The 16,458-nt window shown below is 72.3% G+C and carries 13 protein-coding genes; 5 read left to right on the forward strand and 8 right to left on the reverse strand.

The window, feature by feature from the left end:
• Positions 1-486 precede the first annotated feature (486 nt).
• The gene (mgrA, locus tag C3486_RS08310) at positions 487-1,524 is read right to left on the reverse strand and encodes an L-glyceraldehyde 3-phosphate reductase (RefSeq protein WP_103831933.1); all 1,038 of its coding nucleotides are present in this window, start codon (positions 1,522-1,524) and stop codon (positions 487-489) included.
• A gap of 141 nt (positions 1,525-1,665) precedes the next feature.
• Here mgrA and C3486_RS08315 point away from each other — a divergent pair, with 141 nt between their 5' ends.
• The 4 genes from C3486_RS08315 to C3486_RS08330 all read left to right on the forward strand — a co-directional run bounded on the left by C3486_RS08315 (position 1,666) and on the right by C3486_RS08330 (position 7,078).
• A complete protein-coding gene (locus C3486_RS08315) occupies positions 1,666-2,445 on the forward strand; it encodes an isoprenyl transferase (RefSeq protein WP_103831934.1) in 780 nt (259 codons plus the stop codon).
• 389 nt (positions 2,446-2,834) lie between these two features.
• Entirely contained in the window at positions 2,835-4,157 is a 1,323-nt protein-coding gene (locus tag C3486_RS08320) for a PhoH family protein (RefSeq protein ID WP_103831935.1), read from the forward strand.
• A 454-nt stretch (positions 4,158-4,611) separates the two neighbouring features.
• Complete coding sequence (locus C3486_RS08325) at positions 4,612-5,319, forward strand: transglycosylase SLT domain-containing protein (protein WP_103831936.1); 708 nt, start codon at positions 4,612-4,614, stop codon at positions 5,317-5,319.
• A gap of 121 nt (positions 5,320-5,440) precedes the next feature.
• On the forward strand, positions 5,441-7,078 hold the full coding sequence (locus C3486_RS08330) for an AI-2E family transporter (RefSeq protein ID WP_103831937.1): 1,638 nt from the start codon (positions 5,441-5,443) through the stop codon (positions 7,076-7,078).
• A gap of 215 nt (positions 7,079-7,293) precedes the next feature.
• Here the strand turns inward: C3486_RS08330 and C3486_RS08335 are convergent, their stop codons facing one another.
• Complete coding sequence (locus C3486_RS08335; protein WP_103831984.1) at positions 7,294-7,827, reverse strand: alkyl hydroperoxide reductase; 534 nt, start codon at positions 7,825-7,827, stop codon at positions 7,294-7,296.
• 5 nt (positions 7,828-7,832) lie between these two features.
• A complete protein-coding gene (locus C3486_RS08340; RefSeq protein ID WP_103831938.1) occupies positions 7,833-8,387 on the reverse strand; it encodes a peroxiredoxin in 555 nt (184 codons plus the stop codon).
• A 130-nt stretch (positions 8,388-8,517) separates the two neighbouring features.
• Here C3486_RS08340 and C3486_RS08345 point away from each other — a divergent pair, with 130 nt between their 5' ends.
• Positions 8,518-9,477: a hydrogen peroxide-inducible genes activator gene (locus C3486_RS08345; RefSeq protein ID WP_103831939.1), complete on the forward strand. Its 960-nt coding sequence runs from the start codon at positions 8,518-8,520 to the stop codon at positions 9,475-9,477.
• Between the two features lie 40 nt (positions 9,478-9,517).
• On the opposite strand, the gene C3486_RS08350 is transcribed toward C3486_RS08345, so the two are convergent.
• The 5 genes from C3486_RS08350 to C3486_RS08370 all read right to left on the reverse strand — a co-directional run bounded on the left by C3486_RS08350 (position 9,518) and on the right by C3486_RS08370 (position 16,328).
• Positions 9,518-11,926 (reverse strand): FtsX-like permease family protein, encoded by a 2,409-nt coding sequence (locus tag C3486_RS08350; protein WP_103831940.1) that lies wholly within the window; start codon positions 11,924-11,926, stop codon positions 9,518-9,520.
• Complete coding sequence (locus tag C3486_RS08355) at positions 11,926-12,612, reverse strand: ABC transporter ATP-binding protein (protein ID WP_103831941.1); 687 nt, start codon at positions 12,610-12,612, stop codon at positions 11,926-11,928. Before C3486_RS08355 ends, C3486_RS08350 begins: the two co-directional genes overlap by 1 nt.
• The gene (locus C3486_RS08360; protein ID WP_103831942.1) at positions 12,609-13,133 is read right to left on the reverse strand and encodes a PadR family transcriptional regulator; all 525 of its coding nucleotides are present in this window, start codon (positions 13,131-13,133) and stop codon (positions 12,609-12,611) included. Before C3486_RS08360 ends, C3486_RS08355 begins: the two co-directional genes overlap by 4 nt.
• A gap of 97 nt (positions 13,134-13,230) precedes the next feature.
• Positions 13,231-15,645, reverse strand: coding sequence for an FtsX-like permease family protein (locus C3486_RS08365; protein ID WP_103831943.1), 2,415 nt, complete (start codon positions 15,643-15,645; stop codon positions 13,231-13,233).
• Positions 15,642-16,328, reverse strand: coding sequence for an ABC transporter ATP-binding protein (locus C3486_RS08370; RefSeq protein WP_103831944.1), 687 nt, complete (start codon positions 16,326-16,328; stop codon positions 15,642-15,644). Before C3486_RS08370 ends, C3486_RS08365 begins: the two co-directional genes overlap by 4 nt.
• Positions 16,329-16,458 lie beyond the last annotated feature (130 nt).

The following is a 16,458-nucleotide window of genomic DNA, read 5'->3' on the forward strand; positions in this document are numbered from 1 at the left end:
GGGTGCGCCGCACCGCACTCGGAGCGCTTTCCCTTTTCCTCTGCGTATACGGCCGTGCTCTCCGTACGACCGTTCCCGGCCGGGCCGCCGTCAAGTCGGTGACAGTACGGATGTCGCTCCTCCGGGCTATCCGTACCGGGCCGGGCGAGAGGTGTGTCACGTGGCGCGGGCCGCTCCGCACGCGGGACCCGGCGCCGCCCGGAACAAGATCAATCGGGGCGCCGGGCCCGGCATGGGGCGGTCGACGGGGGGTGAATGCAAGATCATGAGCGGTATTCGCACTCCGTTTCCGGCCTTGTCCCGCTACTTGATCAACTTCGCGACGCGCGGGCTGACCGCCGCTGATGCGCGAACCACGCCTCGTACGGGGTTATGGTGGGAACCCCCCCTCGGGCCGGTCCGTATCCCCCCCCACGGACCGGCCCGCTTTTCTTTTCCGCCCCTCCGGCGGGCCCGGGCCCCCGCCCGCCGGAGGGGCGGCGCGGGTCAGCTCCGCTTGGCCCAGATGTTCACGCCCTCCGTCGAGACCGCGAATTCGTCGATCTCGGCCAGCTCGGCGTCGGTGAGCTTCTCGCCGCCGAGCGCGGCGACGTTCGCCTCCAGCTGTGCCACGCTGCTCGCGCCGATCAGCGCCGAGGTCATCCGCTCGTCCCGCAGCACCCAGGACAGCGCGAGCTGGGCGAGGGACTGGCCGCGGCGCGCGGCGATCTCGTTCAGGCCGCGCAGCCGCCGCACGACGTCCTCGGAGAGCAGGTTCGGGTCCAGCGACTTGCCCTGCGAGGCACGCGAGCCCTCGGGGATGCCGTTCAGGTACTTGTCAGTGAGCATGCCCTGGGCCAGCGGCGCGAAGGAGATGCAGCCCATGCCGGCCGCCTCCAGGGTGTCCAGCAGCCCGTCCTCCTCGGTCCAGCGGTTGATCATGCTGTACGAGGGCTGGTGGATCAGCGCGCGCACGCCCATTTCCCGCAGAATGCGGGCCGCCTCACGGGTCTGCGCGGAGTTGTAGGAGGAAACGCCCACATACAGGGCCTTGCCCTGCTGCACCGCGGAAGCCAGTGCGCCCATCGTCTCCTCGAGCGGAGTGTCCGGGTCGAATCGGTGCGAGTAGAAGATGTCGACGTAATCGACGCCCATCCGGCGAAGTGAGGCGTCCAGCGACGAGAGCAGGTATTTCCGGGAACCCCATTCTCCGTACGGACCGGGGTGCATCAGATATCCGGCCTTCGTGGAAAGGATCATTTCGTCCCGGTAGCGCCGGAAGTCCTGCGCGAAGATCTTCCCGAAGTTCAGCTCGGCGGAACCGGGCGGCGGGCCGTAGTTGTTCGCCAGGTCGAAGTGGGTGATGCCCAGGTCGAAGGCGCGCCGCAGGATCGCGCGCTGGGACTCCAGGGTCCGGTCGTCGCCGAAGTTGTGCCACAGGCCGAGGGAGATCGCGGGGAGTTTCAGTCCGCTCCGGCCGGTCCGGCGGTACTCCATGGAGTCGTACCGGGAATCATCGGCCCGGTAGCCGTAGGTGTCAGTCATGCGCTCTCCTTATCACGGAGTTGTGACACACCTGATTGGGTCATTGCCACTCCTGAGAAGTAAAGTTGCGGACTTGAGGCGACGGGGGCGACCGCCAAATGGCACGGAGGGGCTGGACCACACATGCTGCGATCTTCCGGGATGGGTATCCCCTATCCCCCCGTTGTGCGGGAGTTCGTGTACAAGCTGTACGAACGCCGTGTGGAGCGCCGGCTGGACCACTCCCAGGTGCCCAAGCACATCGGCGTCATCCTGGACGGCAACCGCCGCTGGGCCCGTGCCGACGGCCGGACCACCGAGCAGGGGCACCAGGCCGGCGCGGCGAAGATCGAAGAGATGCTCGGCTGGTGCGCGGAGACCGACGTCGAGGTCGTCACGCTGTGGATGCTCTCCACCGACAACCTCGACCGGCCGGAGAAGGAGCTGAAGCCGCTCCTCGGCATCATCGAGAACACCGTGCGGCGGCTGGCGGCCGACGGCCGCTGGCGGGTGCACCACGTCGGCAACCGTGACCTGCTCCCCGCCGGCACCCAGCGGGTGCTGAAGGAGGCCGAGGAGGCCACCGACGACATCAGCGGCATCGTCGTCAACGTGGCGGTCGGCTACGGCGGCCGGCAGGAGATCGCGGACGCGGTCCGCTCGCTGCTGCTGGACGAGGCCGCCCGGGGCGCCTCCGTCGAGGAGATCGCCGACGGCGTCGACATCGACAAGATCTCCGAGCACCTCTACACCCGCGGCCAGCCGGACCCGGACCTGGTGATCCGGACCAGCGGCGAGCAGCGGCTGTCCGGCTTCATGCTGTGGCAGAGCGCCCACTCGGAGTACTACTTCTGCGAGGTCTTCTGGCCCGCCTTCCGCAAGGTGGACTTCCTCCGCGCCCTGCGTGACTACGCCTACCGGCACCGGCGCTACGGCATCTGACGGCCGGTAACCACGGGGGACCGGGGACGTCTCCGGGGGCGGCGACGGGCCGTCAGGGGCGGGGCCCACTGGGCCTCGTGGGGCAGGCGGTTCATCCGTCACCGCGAATTCACTGGCCGTGCGCCCTGTGCCGGGGCATGCCCGCAGGTGTTCGCGGGAATATCCCTTCCAGGACGGCACCCGAAGAGCCAGGTCCAGTGGGTGCCGCTCTGCAGCGGACGGCATGGGGCCGTCCGCCCGGGAGGCCCTTTGCGCACCACGGACGATCGTGCGGACCGCACGGCCGACGCGGAGGGCCGGTGCACGGCCCGCGCACTGCGGTCCGAGCCCGGCCCCATCCCCCGCGACGCCGTCGCACCCCGACCTCATCCGAGGGGGTTCGTCCACCCGTGGTGAACAGCAAGCAGCGCCGTGAGGCCGACCGGCGCACCTACGTCCTCGACACCAGCGTCCTGCTGGCGGATCCAGGCGCCATGGCCCGCTTCGAGGAGCACGAAGTCGTGCTCCCGGTAGTGGTCGTCACGGAACTGGAAGCCAAGAGGCACCATCCCGAACTCGGCTACTTCGCCCGGCAGGCGCTGCGCCTGCTGGACGACTACCGCGTACGGTACGGCCGCCTGGACGCCCCCATCCCGATCGGCGAGGTCGGCGGGACACTGCGGGTCGAGCTGAACCACTCCGACCCCGGGCTGCTCCCCGCCGGCTACCAGCTCGGGGACAACGACTCCCGCATCCTCGCGGTGGCCCGCAACCTCCAGGCCGAGGGGTACGACGTCACGGTCGTCTCCAAGGACCTGCCGCTGCGCATCAAGGCGTCCTCGGTGGGCCTGCTGGCGGAGGAGTACCGCGCCGAGCTGGCGATCACCGACTCCGGCTGGACGGGCATGGCGGAGCTGACGGTCACCGCCGAGCAGATCGACGACCTCTTCTCCGTGGAGAGCGCGTACGTCCCCGAGGCCGCCGAGCTCCCGGTCCACACCGGCCTGGTGCTCCAGTCGGACCGCGGCAAGGCGCTGGGCCGGGTCGCGCCGGACGGCCGGGTGCGGCTGGTGCGCGGCGACCGGGAGGCGTTCGGCATCCACGGCCGCAGCGCCGAGCAGCGGATCGCGCTGGACCTGCTGCTCGACCAGGAGGTCGGCATCGTCTCGATGGGCGGCAGGGCCGGCACCGGCAAGTCGGCGCTGGCGCTCTGCGCGGGTCTGGAGGCCGTGCTGGAGCGCAGGCAGCACAGAAAGGTGATGGTCTTCCGGCCGCTGTACGCCGTGGGCGGGCAGGAGCTGGGCTACCTCCCCGGCACGGAGGCGGAGAAGATGGGCCCGTGGGCCCAGGCCGTCTTCGACACCCTCACGTCCGTGACATCGGCTGATGTCATCGAGGAGGTGGTGGGCCGCGGGATGCTGGAGGTGCTGCCGCTCACCCACATCCGCGGCCGGTCGCTGCACGACGCGTTCGTCATCGTCGACGAGGCGCAGTCGCTGGAGCGGAACGTCCTGCTGACCGTTCTGTCCCGGATCGGGGCTAATTCCCGTGTCGTCCTCACGCATGACGTCGCGCAGCGCGACAACCTGAGGGTCGGCCGGTACGACGGCGTGGTCGCGGTCGTGGAGAAGCTGAAGGGCCATCCGCTCTTCGCGCACGTCACGCTCAATCGCTCCGAGCGCTCGCCGATCGCGGCGCTGGTGACCGAAATGCTGGAGGACGGCCGCATCTGATCCCGTATAGGGGCCGCGCCCGAAAGAGGAGGTCGCGGGGGCTCCGACCCGTTGTGTGACCTGCGCCGTCCGGCGAAGCCAGAGAGCCTAGCCGGGCGGCGCAGGCGTGCGCGGGGATATCCGGAAATCAAAGCCGGTAAACGGGGTGTGAGCTTTCACACCCGGCTCAGAATTGATTCCGCGCGTCCGGTTCGGGCAGAGTCTGGGACCTGTCAGGCCCCGCATACGGCACATCAGCACCCCCAGCGGTGTAGAACAACAGAACTGAACAGCGTTCGCCGTATGCCGCCCGAGCACCACGCGGACCCCCGAGGGGGCACGTACCGGGCCAGCGCCTCCTGTGACCAGCCGACCCCACGAGCAGTACGGGGACGGAGCAATACGGAGGCCAGCGTCAGGGGCACGATTGCGTCCGCGATGGTCACCTACGCGGACGACGCTGGAAGGAAAACGTGTGAGCCGGATTTCGGTCCGGGGATTCGCCGTGGCCTCCGCCACCGCGGTCACCACAGTCGGCGCCGTTGTCGGCGTCGCGTCGGGCGCTCAGCCGGGCTCGGTCGCCAACACCGAGGCCACCGCTGCCGACGCGACGATCGCCGACATCCCCGCGGGCCAGCAGGCCCAGGTGGAGACGGCGTCCCTCGTGCAGCAGGCGGATGACCAGTCCACCCAGGCGGACGCCGCCGCCCTGAAGTCCGCGCAGGAGGAGGCCCGCAAGGCGGCCGCCCAGAGCGCACAGGACAAGAAGGACGCGGCGGAGAAGCAGCTCAAGGCCGAGAAGGAGGCCAAGGAGCGCGAGAAGCTTCAGACCCAGGCGGCCAGCCGCTCCGAGGACCGCGGCTCGCTCGACATCGCGGTCAAGGCGTCCTACACGATCGCCGAGACCCAGGCGATGGCCCGGCAGATGATGCCGGCCGACCAGTTCCAGTGCTTCAGCAACATCGTGGACCACGAGTCCGGCTGGAACTACCGCGCCACCAACGCCGGCTCCGGCGCCTACGGCCTCGTCCAGGCGCTGCCCGGCTCCAAGATGGCTTCCGCCGGCGCGGACTGGCGGACCAACCCGGCCACGCAGATAAAGTGGGGCCTCGGCTACATGAACGACCGCTACGGCAGCCCCTGCGGCGCCTGGTCGTTCTGGCAGGCCAACAGCTGGTACTAGACCGGCCCGCAGCACAGCGACGCGCAACCCCCGACCGGACAAGGGTCGGGGGTTTCGCGCGTTCGGCACGGGTAACGTCGTTCCCGGAGTGACGGGATTCGAGGGGGGAAGAGGAAGCGACATGTCGAGACTGCCTCAGTGGGTCGGCGGCGCGGGTGCCGGCCTGACGCGGCTCGCCGAGCGCCTGGAGGAACGGCGCCGGCGTACGGAGGCCGCGGCCGCCGACGGCGACGACCGGCTGGGGCACGGTGCGCGGAGCCACGCCATCCCGCCCATGCCGCTGGAGCCGCCCGTCGTGCCCGGCGGTCCCGCGCCGGACGACGACGGCCGCGCCGGGACGGCCGCCGAGCCCGCAGCGGGGCCCACAGCCGCCTCCGGCGCCTCTTCGGCTTCTCCGGTCACAGGAACCACTTCCGGCGCTCCAGCGCACGCTGGCGGCGCCGCAGGGACCGCCGGGAACGAGACAGCCCGGCACGGGGCCGCCGGCGGCGACGGCACGGGCGACGGCACGCGCACCGGGACGCGTATCGGCAAGGGCATCGGCACGCGCCTCCGCACGGGCGACGACGAGGACATGGCCGCCGGTGCCGTGCCTCCGCCGCCCGCCTACGCCCCGGCGGTGCAGCCCCGGCCCGAGCCGGTGGACGCGGTGCCGTGGGGGATACGGGTCGCCGCCGAGGCGGGCTGGCGGCTGCTGGTCCTGGCCGGCGCCGTGTACGTACTGGCGCGGGCGATCACCAGCATCCAGCTGGTCGTCCTGGCGTTCGTCGCCGCACTGCTGATCACCGCGCTGCTCCAGCCGACGGTGGCCTGGCTGCGGCACCGCGGACTGCCCAGGGGCCCGGCCACGGCGATCACGTTCATCGCCGGGTTCGTCATCATGGGCCTGGTCGGCTGGTTCGTGGTCTGGCAGGTCATGGACAACATCGACTCGGTCTCCAGCCGCGTGCAGGACGGCATCAGCGAGCTGAAGGACTGGCTGCTCAAGAGCCCGTTCCATGTGACCGAGGGCCAGATCAACGACATCGCCAAGAACCTCCAGGACGCCATCGGTTCGAACACCGAGGAGATCACCAGCGCCGGGCTGGAAGGCGTCACGGTCGTCATAGAGATGCTCACCGGCATCCTGCTGGCGATGTTCACCACGCTCTTCCTGCTCTACGACGGGCGGCGCATCTGGGAGTGGCTGCTGAAGCTGGTGCCGAGCGCGGCGCGCGGCGGCGTGGCGGGGGCCGGGCCACGGGCCTGGCGGACGCTGACCGCCTACGTACGCGGCACGGTGATCGTGGCGCTGATCGACGCGATCTTCATCGGCATCGGCCTCTACTTCCTGAACGTGCCGCTGGCCGTGCCGCTCGCCGTCTTCATCTTCCTGTTCGCGTTCATCCCGCTGGTGGGCGCGGTGGTCTCGGGCGCGCTGGCGTGCGTGGTCGCGCTGGTGACCCAGGGCGTGTTCACCGCGCTGATGGTGCTGGTGGTCGTGCTGGCCGTGCAGCAGATCGAGGGCCACATCCTGCAGCCGTTCATCCTGGGCCGCGCGGTGCGGGTGCATCCGCTGGCGGTGATCCTCTCGGTCGCCGCCGGCGGCCTGGTCGCCGGCATCGGCGGCGCGGTGGTCGCGGTCCCACTGGTGGCCGTCACGAACACGGTCGCGACGTACTTGCGGGCCTACTCGCACGAGCAGGCCCTGCGGATGGCCCCGATGCCGCGGGGGGCGACGGCGCTGAGCGCGTCTGCCTCGCGGGACGCGGACGGCTAGCCGCCGTAGGGGTGCCGGCCGGCGGCCGAGTGCTCCACCGCTGTGGCTGGTCGCGCAGTCCCCCGCGCCCCTGAAGGCGCGCGGAGAACTGCGCGAGCAACCAGCGCGGCGCGAGAGCCGGGCGACGGGCCTGGCCCCCGCGGCGCATAGCCGAAGGGCCCCGCGGACATGGCGTCCGCGGGGCCCTTCGGTATGCGTATGGGCGAGGCCCGGCCTTACTCGGCCAGCGCCGCCTCCGCGTCCAGCGTCGCGCCGACCGCCTGCAGGACCGCCGCGATCTTCACGGCCTCCTGGATCGTGTCGCGCTCGACGCCGGCCTTGCGCAGGACCTGCTCGTGCGAGTCCAGGCACATGCCGCAGCCGTTGATGGCCGAGACGGCCAGCGACCACAGCTCGAAGTCGACCTTGTCGACACCGGGGTTGCCGATGACGTTCATCCGCAGGCCGGCGCGCATCGTCCCGTACTCGGGGTCCGACAGCAGGTGCCGGGTCCGGTAGAAGACGTTGTTCATCGCCATGATGGCGGCGGCCGACTTGGCGGCGGTGTACGCCTCGGGGGAGAGGTTGGCCTTGGCCTCCGGCTCCAGCTCGCGCAGCACCTTCGGCGAGCGCGACGCGATGGCGCAGGCCAGCACGGTGCCCCACAGCTGCTGCTGCGGCAGGTCGCTGTTGCCGATCACCGAACCGAGGTTCAGCTTCAGGTCCTTGGCGTAGTCCGGAACGGCGGACTTCAGGTCATCGAGAGCCATGGAGATCACTCACCAGCCAGCAGCGCGACCGGGTCCAGGGTCTCGTCGCCCTTGCTCCAGTTGCAGGGGCACAGCTCGTCGGTCTGCAGGGCGTCCAGGACCCGCAGGACCTCCTTGGGGTTACGGCCGACGGAGCCGGCGGTCACCATGGTGAACTGGATCTCGTTGTTCTGGTCCACGATGAAGACGGCGCGCTGCGCGAAGCCGTCCTCGCCCTCGATGCCCAGGTCACGCATGAGCTCGTGCTTGGGGTCGGCCAGCATCGGGAAGGGCAGGTCGGTCAGGTCCGGGTGGTCCTTGCGCCAGGCGTGGTGCACGAACTCGGAGTCGCCGGAGAAGCCGAGGATCTGGGCGTCACGGTCGGCGAACTCGTCGTTCAGCTTCCCGAAGGCCGCGATCTCGGTCGGGCACACGAAGGTGAAGTCCTTGGGCCACGCGAAGACGATCTTCCACTTGCCCTCGTAGGTCTTGTGGTTGATCTGCTCGAACTCCTTGCCCTTCTCCAGCGAGACACAGGCAGTCAGGTCGAACTCGGGGAACTTGTCACCGACAGTGAGCACACGTACTCCTTGCGAGGTCGGAAATCCCTTTTGGGGTTTTCCTGGGGGTTGGACGATCTCCACAGTGCCACAGCGGGCATTGATCAGAGAAATAGCTAGACTCGGAGGTGTTGATCGGAGGTGGTTATCAGTGACCTCGCCCACCACCCAGACCGCCGGACGTCCACGGCAGCCCTCGCTCTCGCAGCTCCGCGCCTTCGCAGCGGTGGCTGAGCACCTGCATTTCCGCGAGGCGGCCGCCGAGATCGGCATGAGCCAGCCCGCGCTCTCGGGTGCGGTCTCGGCGCTGGAGGAAGCGCTCGGCGTCCAGCTCCTGGAGCGTACGACCCGCAAGGTGCTGCTCTCGCCCGCGGGGGAGCGGGTCGCGGCCCGGGCACGCACGGTGATGGAGGCGGTCGGCGACCTGATGGAGGAGGCCGAGGCGGCCCGCGCGCCCTTCACCGGCGTCCTGCGGCTCGGCGTCATCCCGACCTGCGCGCCGTACCTGCTGCCCGCCGTGCTGAACCTCGTCCACAGTACCTATCCCGCGCTCGACCTCCAGGTGCACGAGGAGCAGACCGCCTCGCTGCTGGACGGCCTCGCGCACGGGCGGCTGGACCTGCTGCTGCTCGCCGTGCCCCTCGGCGTGGCCGGCGTCACCGAGCTGCCGCTCTTCGACGAGGACTTCGTGCTGGTCGCCCCCAAGGACCACTGGCTCGGCGGCCGCGGTGACATACCGCGCGAGGCACTGCGCGAACTGGACCTGCTGCTCCTGGACGAGGGGCACTGCCTGCGCGACCAGGCGCTGGACGTCTGCCGGGAGGCCGGCCGGGAGGAGGGCGCTGCGGTGACCACCAGCGCGGCCGGGCTCTCCACGCTCGTCCAGCTGGTGGCCGGCGGCATGGGCGTCACGCTGCTGCCGCGTACCGCGCTGCGCGTGGAGACCGCCCGCAACGAGGCCCTCACCACCGGGTACTTCGACGACCCGGCGCCCTCCCGGCGGATCGCGCTGGCGATGCGTACGGGAGCCGCACGGCAGCGGGAGTTCGAGGAGTTCGCGCAGGCGCTGCGGGACGCGCTGCGGCCGCTGCCGGTACGCATCGTGGAGTGAGCGGACCGGGCCGGTGGCGCACGCGCACCGGCCCGCCGCCTCACTCCGTACGCAGCCCGTCGGGCCGCATCAGGCGCCACAGCGGCGGCAGGCTCGCCAGCGTGACCAGCAGGACCACCCCGGCGCCGATGCCCGCCATGCCGGCCACCACCGGCCAGTCCACCCGGGCCGCGGTCTCCGTCGTGGTCAGCAGGACCGTGCCGAGGCCGACGCCCGTGGTCACCGCGAGCACCAGGCCCAGCAGCACGGGGATCGCGGTCTGCCACAGCACCGACCAGCCCATCGTCGAGCGCCGGACGCCGTACGCGTCCAGCACGGACAGCAGCCGCCGCTGCTCGCGCAGCTGCTCGACCGTGGAGACGATCAGGCCCGCGCCGATGAGCAGCAGGACCACCACGGCACCGGCGTACACCGCGGTGCGTACCCCGGCGTACTGCCGGTCGTGCGGGTTGTCGATCGCGGACAGCTCCCGCAGCCCGGGGTTCGCATGGAAGGCGGCCGTGCGGATGCGTTCCACGGCCTCGCTCTCGCGCGCCTTGTCGTACCCGACGCGCAGCCGCGTCTCGGGCGTCTGGAGCAGGGCGGGGGAGAGGGCGCCGGGGGTGGCGAGCAGGTCGCCGGGCAGGTCCTGGCCCGGGTGCTGCACCGCCGTGACCCGGCGCGCCGTGTCCGGCACGGTCCACGGCCGGGGCGGGCCGGTGGTGGCGTAGCCGGGCGGGTTCAGGTTCAGCCGGGCGCCGGGGCGTACGAAGTCGGGCCGGTCGGCGCGGCCGCCGCGCAGTTCGGTCACGAAGACGTCGCCGTTCCGGCAGCTGCCGATGGCCGCCCGGCGCCGCAGTTCGGCGCAGTCGCCGATGGTCACCAGTGCGCTGTCGGCCCTGACGAAGCCGTCGGCGCCCCGGGTGCCGCGGTCGCCGGGCCGGCCGGCCAGCGCGTCGACGCTGCCGCGCGCCCAGGTCACGCCCGGCGTGCGGCGCAGGGCGGCCACCAGGTCCTCGGTCTGCCGCCAGTCGGCCGCGCTGCCGCTCAGCTCGATCACCGGGCGGGCCGAGGACTTGGCGTAGGCGTCCGCGTATCCGGCCTGGAAGGTGGTGAAGACCATGTGGAGCGCGATCGCGCCGGCCACCGCGACGGTGATGCCGCCGACCGCGCGGTTGGCCGCCGCGCTGGAGAGCTGGAGCCGGCGGACGGCCAGCTGCCAGGGCACGGGCCCGCCGCGCAGCCGCCCGACCACGGCCGCGACGAGCCAGGGCAGCAGCGCGGTGATGCCGAGCAGCAGCAGCGTCGCGCCCACCGCCAGCCGTACGGCGCGGAACCAGACCGGGTCCGGCGCCCAGAGCAGCGACGAGAGCAGCACCAGGCCGGTGACGGGGAGGGCGAGCCGCCAGCCGAGCCGGCGGCGGCGAGCCGGGCGGTCCCGGACCACGCCCAGCGGCTCGGCGGTCACCGAGCGCTGCGCGAACAGCGTGACGAGCACGGCAACGGCCGGTACGAGCACGGCGATGAGGGCCGCGAGGACCGGGTCCGGCACCACGTCGGCGGGGAAGACGTTGACGTCCCACAGGGTGACGGCGCCGGCCGCCTGCCGCCCGGCGAGGAAGACCAGCAGGCCCACGGCCAGGCCGAGTCCGGCGCCGACCACCGCCTCGCCGGCCGCGATCCGGCGGGTGGTGGGGATGTCGGCGCCGACCAGCCGCAGCGCGGCCAGCCGGGCCTCGCGGCGGTCGCTGCCGAAGCGTACGGCGGTGCCCACGAAGACCATGACCGGCATCAGCAGGACCACGCACGCCAGCACGATGAGCAGCACGAGCCGGGTGCTCGGCGGCTGCGGGTCGAAGACCTTGCCGAAGTGGCTGATGCGGTAGGACTCGCCCGCCGACCGGTCGTCCATCCCCGCCACGAAGGTGAGTTCGCGCGGGCCGAGCAGCCCCTCGTCACCGATCGTGCCGACGACCTTGTAGTCCAGGCGCGCGCGGAGCTGGGCGCTGCCCGGCGCGTCGAGCAGCTCGCGCAGGGCGGGGGAGACGACCATCTCGCCCGGCCCCGGCAGCCGTTCGATGCCGGGCGGTACGGGCGGATGCGCGCCGTCGGGCCGGACCAGGCGGCCGCGTACGGCGTCGCCGTGGAAGGAGGTGTCGGCCTGGGCGTACCGCAGGGTGCGGTCCGAGGCGCGCGGTTCGTGCGTCTGGCCGAGGTTCTCGCGCGCCTTCTCACGCCCGTGCCAGGCGTCGAGCAGCGGCGGCGCCGAGGCGGCGAGCAGCAGGACGGCGACGCCGATGCCCACGCCGACCGCGCTCAGCGCCGTACGGAACCAGCCCTCGCGCCCGCCGGTGACGGCGAAGCGCATGCCGAGGCCCAGGTCGCGGAGCCAGCCGGCGGGTCCGCCGGGCGCGCGGCGCGCCGGGCGGCCGGTACCGGAGCCGGTGCCGCGTGCGTCGAGCAGGGTCATCACAGCCCCGCCAGCGATTCCCTGACCCGGCCGTCGCGGACGGTGACCTCGCGGTCGGAGTAGGCGGCGACGCGGGGTTCGTGGGTGACCAGGACGACGGCGGCGCGGGTGTCGCGGGCGGCGTCGGTCAGCAGCGTCATGACGCGTTCGCCGTTGAGGGAGTCCAGCGCTCCGGTGGGTTCGTCGGCGAAGAGGACGCGGGGGCGGCCGGCCATCGCGCGGGCGATGGCTACGCGCTGCCCCTGCCCTCCCGAGACCTCTCCGGGGCGGTGGCGGCTTATGTCGTCGACTTCGAGGCGGGTGAGCCACTCATGGGCGGTGGCCTCGGCGGTCTTGCGTTTGGTGCCGTTCAGGCGGAGTGGGAGGGCGACGTTCTCCAGGCAGGTGAGTTCAGGGACGAGCTGGCCGAACTGGAAGACGAAGCCGAAGTCGGTGCGGCGCAGGGCGCTGCGTTCGGCGTCGGGCAGGGAGGTCAGTTCGCGGCCGTTGTAGTGGACGGTGCCGGCGTCGGGCCGGACGATGCCGGCCAGGCAGTGCAGCAGGGTGGACTTGCCGGAGCCGGAGGGGCCCATGACGGCGACCACTTCGCCGGGGTGGACGGAGAAGTCCGCGCCGTCCAGCGCGGGCGTCCGCCCGTAGTGCTTGTGGAGCCCTTCGCCGGACAGGAGGGAGCCGTCCGGTGTCATCCGCGTACCGCCTGGGCGAGCTTGTCGAGGCGGGCCGCGGTCAGCTCCAGCCAGCGCAGGTCGGCTTCCAGGTGGAACAGGGCGTGGTCGCAGATCAGCTGGTCGGCGAGGTCGCCCTTGCGCTTGCGCTCGGTCAGCCCGCGCATCAGCCGCAGGTGCTCGGCGCGCTGGGTGTCCAGCAGCTCGGCGGCGTCCCGGTCGGTGAGCAGCGCGAGCACCACCTTGGTGTAGAGGGTGGACTGCAGGTACGGCTCAGGCTTCTCCGGCTGCCGCAGCCACTGGGCGACATCGGTCACACCCGCCTCGGTGATCGCGTACCGCTTGCGCTCGGGCCCGGCGCCGGCCTCGATGCCGTCCACCTCCACCAGGCCGTTCTTCAGCAGCCTGGACATGGTCGAGTAGACCTGGCCGTAGTGCAGCGGGCGGTCCTGGCCGAAGTGCTCGTCGAAGGCCCGCTTGAGGTCGTAGCCATGGCGGGGTCCGGACTCCAGAAGGCCCAGCAGGGTATGACCGATAGACATGCGCCTCACCTTACGCCGTGGTGTTCGCCGGGTGTATACGTGCCGTGCATAGTGGGGCGGGGGCCACCCGGACCCCCGCCCCGCCGCTGCCGTCACCTCACTCCGTACGCAGTCCGTCCGGCCGCATCATCCGCCACAGCGGCGGCAGCCCGGCCAGGGTGACCAGCAGGACCAGCGCGGCGCCGGTGGCGGCCGGCGGCCAGATCACCGACCAGTCCGGATCGGTCTTGCCGACCAGGCGCAGCAGCGCGACGCCCAGGCCGCTGCCGCCCGCGACGGCCAGCGCCAGCCCCAGCCCGACCGGCAGCGCGGTCTGCCACAGCACCGACCAGCCCAGCGTCGCCCGCCGGGTGCCGAAGGCGACCAGCACCGACAGCAGCCGGCGGCGCTCCCGCAACTGCTCCACGAGGGAGACCAGCATGCTGGCGGCGATCAGCGCCATGGTCGCGGCCGAGCCGATCAGCAGGCCGGTGCGCACGCTCGCGTAGTTCTTGTCCCGCTCGACGTTCTGCAGCGTGGCGACCCTCATCAGCGGGTCGATGCGGGCCGCTGTGTTGCGGACGTACTCGGCGGCGTCCGGCACCCGCGGGTCGGTCTTCACCATGGCGCGGGCGACGGGCGAGTCCAGCAGCCCGGTGTCCACGGCGGACGGCGTGGCGAAGATGCCGAACGCGGTGCTGCCCGCCGGGTCCTTGCGGGACTCGACCGTGCGGGCGCTCTTCGGCACGGTCCACAGCCGGGGCGCGCCGTCGGGCCGGTCCGTCTGCGCGTCCAGGTTGAAGATCACGCGCGCGCCGGGTCGCGCGGTCTCGCCGATGTAGGAGTCGTCGACCATGCCGGTGCTGTCGTGGACGATGAAGACGTCACCGTCCCGGCAGGACGTCAGCCGCGCCTTCTCGCGCAGCGAGGCGCAGTCGCCCACGGTGAACTGCGTGCGCGGCACGAACGACTCGCCCTTGCGCCGGGGCCCGGGGCGCGCGGCGTCGGCCTCGATGGTGGCGATGATCCCGCGTACCCCCTCGGTGTTCCGGAAGTCCTTGATCATCTGTCGGGTGGTGCCGACGGAGGCGGTCGGCAGCGACACGTTCAGCTGCGCCCGCTTCCCGTCCTGCCCGGTGACCCTCATGAAGTCGGTCTGGATCGCGGCGAACAGCATCTGCAGGGCGATCGCGCCCGCCACCGCGACGGTGATCCCGCTGACCGCGCGGGCCGCGCCGCCGCTGGACAACTGCAGCCGCCGGGTGGCCAGCTGCCACGGCACGGGCCCGCCCCGGAGGCGCGCCACCGCCGCGTCGACCGCCCACGGCAGCAGCATCGCGATGCCGAACAGCACCAGTACCGCGCCGATCGCGACGGGGTACGGCTGCACCGGCGTCCGGTCGTCCCCTGCCTGCCCGGTCAGCAGCAGCACGGCCAGGCCCGCGATCGGCAGCGGCAGCCGCCACCACAGGCGCCGCCGCGGGGCGGTCGCCTGCCGTACGACGCCCAGGGGCTCGATGGTCACGCCGCGCAGCGCGAAGAGGGTCACCAGTACGGCCGCGAGCGGCACGGCGACCACGATCAGCGCGGCCAGGGCCGGTACCGGCGTCAGGTCCCGGGGGAAGGCATTGACGTCCCAGACCGTGACCGCGCCGGTGAACTGCCGCCCGGCGAGGAACAGTCCGGCCCCCACCACCAGTCCGCAGACCGCGCCGCACAGCGCCTCGCCCGCAGCGGTCCGCCGCGTCATCCCGGCGTCGGCGCCGATCAGCCGGAGCGCGGCGAGCCGCCGGTCGCGGCGCTCGCCGCCGAACCGGACAGCGGCGGCGATGAAGAGGGCCACCGGCATCAGCAGCACCACGCACGCCACGACGAGCAGCACGAAGAGCACGGGATCGAGCGGTTCGGCTGCGGACCGGGCGCCGAAGGACGCCACGCGCTGGGCGCCGTCGCCCGTGGTGAGGGTCGCGCTGCCCGCGTAGTACGTCAGCTCGGCCGGGCCCACCAGACCGGCGTCCCCGATCGTGCCGGTGATCCGGTAGTCCAGCCGGTCGCGCAGCAGCCTGCCCTCGGGGGAGGACAGCAGCGCGCGCAGGGCGGGGGAGACGACCATCTCGCCGGGGCCCGGCACCTCGGCCACGCCGGGCGGGGCCGGCGGCCGGGAGCCGTCGGCGCGCAGCAGCGTGCCGTGCACCGAGTCGCCGCGGTAGACGGTGTCGGCGGTGGCCGCGAGCAGCGTGTCGTCCCCGCGGTGCACCGTCTTCTCGCTCGCCGGCAGCCGGCGGTCCTGGCTCCGCTCCTCGCGGGACTGCAGGAGGTGCGGGACGGAGGCGGCGCCGAGCAGCAGCGCGACGCCGAGCCCGACGCCGAGCGCCGTCAGCAGCGTACGGGCCCAGCCCTCGCGGCCGCCGGTGACGGCGAAGCGCATGCCGAGGCCCAGGTCGCGCAGCCACGCGGTGACGCCGGAGGGCGGTGCCGGGGCCGCGGCGGGCCGCCCGGCGCGGTCGCGGACCGGCTGGTCGGTGCGGCTCATGCGGTACCCGCCAGCTCCCGCGCCACGCCGTCCCGTACGACGACCTCGCGGTCGGAGTAGGCGGCGACGCGGGGTTCGTGGGTGACCAGGACGACGGCGGCGCGGGTGTCGCGGGCGGCGTCGGTCAGCAGCGTCATGACGCGTTCGCCGTTGAGGGAGTCCAGCGCTCCGGTGGGTTCGTCGGCGAAGAGGACGCGGGGGCGGCCGGCCATCGCGCGTGCGACGGCTACGCGCTGCCCCTGCCCTCCCGAGACCTCTCCGGGACGGTGGCGGCTTATGTCGTCGACTTCGAGGCGGGTGAGCCATTCGTGCGCGGTGGCCTCGGCGGTCTTGCGTTTGGTGCCGTTGAGGCGGAGTGGGAGGGCGACGTTCTCCAGGCAGGTGAGTTCGGGGACGAGCTGGCCGAACTGGAAGACGAAGCCGAAGTCGGTGCGGCGCAGGGCGCTGCGTTCGGCGTCGGGCAGGGAGGTCAGTTCGCGGCCGTTGTAGTGGACGGTGCCGGCGTCGGGCCGGACGATGCCGGCCAGGCAGTGCAGCAGGGTGGACTTGCCGGAGCCGGAGGGGCCCATGACGGCGACCACTTCGCCGGGGTGGACGGAGAAGTCCGCGCCGTCCAGCGCGGGCGTCCGCCCGTAGGACTTGCGCAGGCCACTGGCGGCGAGCAGGGAACCGGCAGGATTCATGGGCGGGCCTCCGGAGGTGCGGAGGGGAGGGGGCGTTCAAGGAGCATGCCCGGCACACTACACCAGGTGTATACACTGAATGTATAGCTGGGTGTGCGACGGCCCCGGAGGCTCGGTACGCCTCCGGGGC

Source organism: Streptomyces sp. Ru73 (assembly GCF_002920575.1).
Classification (GTDB): domain Bacteria; phylum Actinomycetota; class Actinomycetes; order Streptomycetales; family Streptomycetaceae; genus Streptomyces.

Bases quoted from the DNA above. Each gene is read 5' to 3' on its own strand.
- mgrA (WP_103831933.1), bottom strand. From the start codon at position 1,524: ATGACTGACACCTACGGCTACCGGGCCGATGATTCCCGGTACGACTCC.
- C3486_RS08315 (WP_103831934.1), top strand. From the start codon at position 1,666: ATGGGTATCCCCTATCCCCCCGTTGTGCGGGAGTTCGTGTACAAGCTG.
- C3486_RS08330 (WP_103831937.1), top strand. From the start codon at position 5,441: ATGTCGAGACTGCCTCAGTGGGTCGGCGGCGCGGGTGCCGGCCTGACG.
- C3486_RS08335 (WP_103831984.1), bottom strand. From the start codon at position 7,827: ATGGCTCTCGATGACCTGAAGTCCGCCGTTCCGGACTACGCCAAGGAC.
- C3486_RS08350 (WP_103831940.1), bottom strand. From the start codon at position 11,926: ATGACCCTGCTCGACGCACGCGGCACCGGCTCCGGTACCGGCCGCCCG.
- C3486_RS08355 (WP_103831941.1), bottom strand. From the start codon at position 12,612: ATGACACCGGACGGCTCCCTCCTGTCCGGCGAAGGGCTCCACAAGCAC.
- C3486_RS08360 (WP_103831942.1), bottom strand. From the start codon at position 13,133: ATGTCTATCGGTCATACCCTGCTGGGCCTTCTGGAGTCCGGACCCCGC.
- C3486_RS08365 (WP_103831943.1), bottom strand. From the start codon at position 15,645: ATGAGCCGCACCGACCAGCCGGTCCGCGACCGCGCCGGGCGGCCCGCC.
- C3486_RS08370 (WP_103831944.1), bottom strand. From the start codon at position 16,328: ATGAATCCTGCCGGTTCCCTGCTCGCCGCCAGTGGCCTGCGCAAGTCC.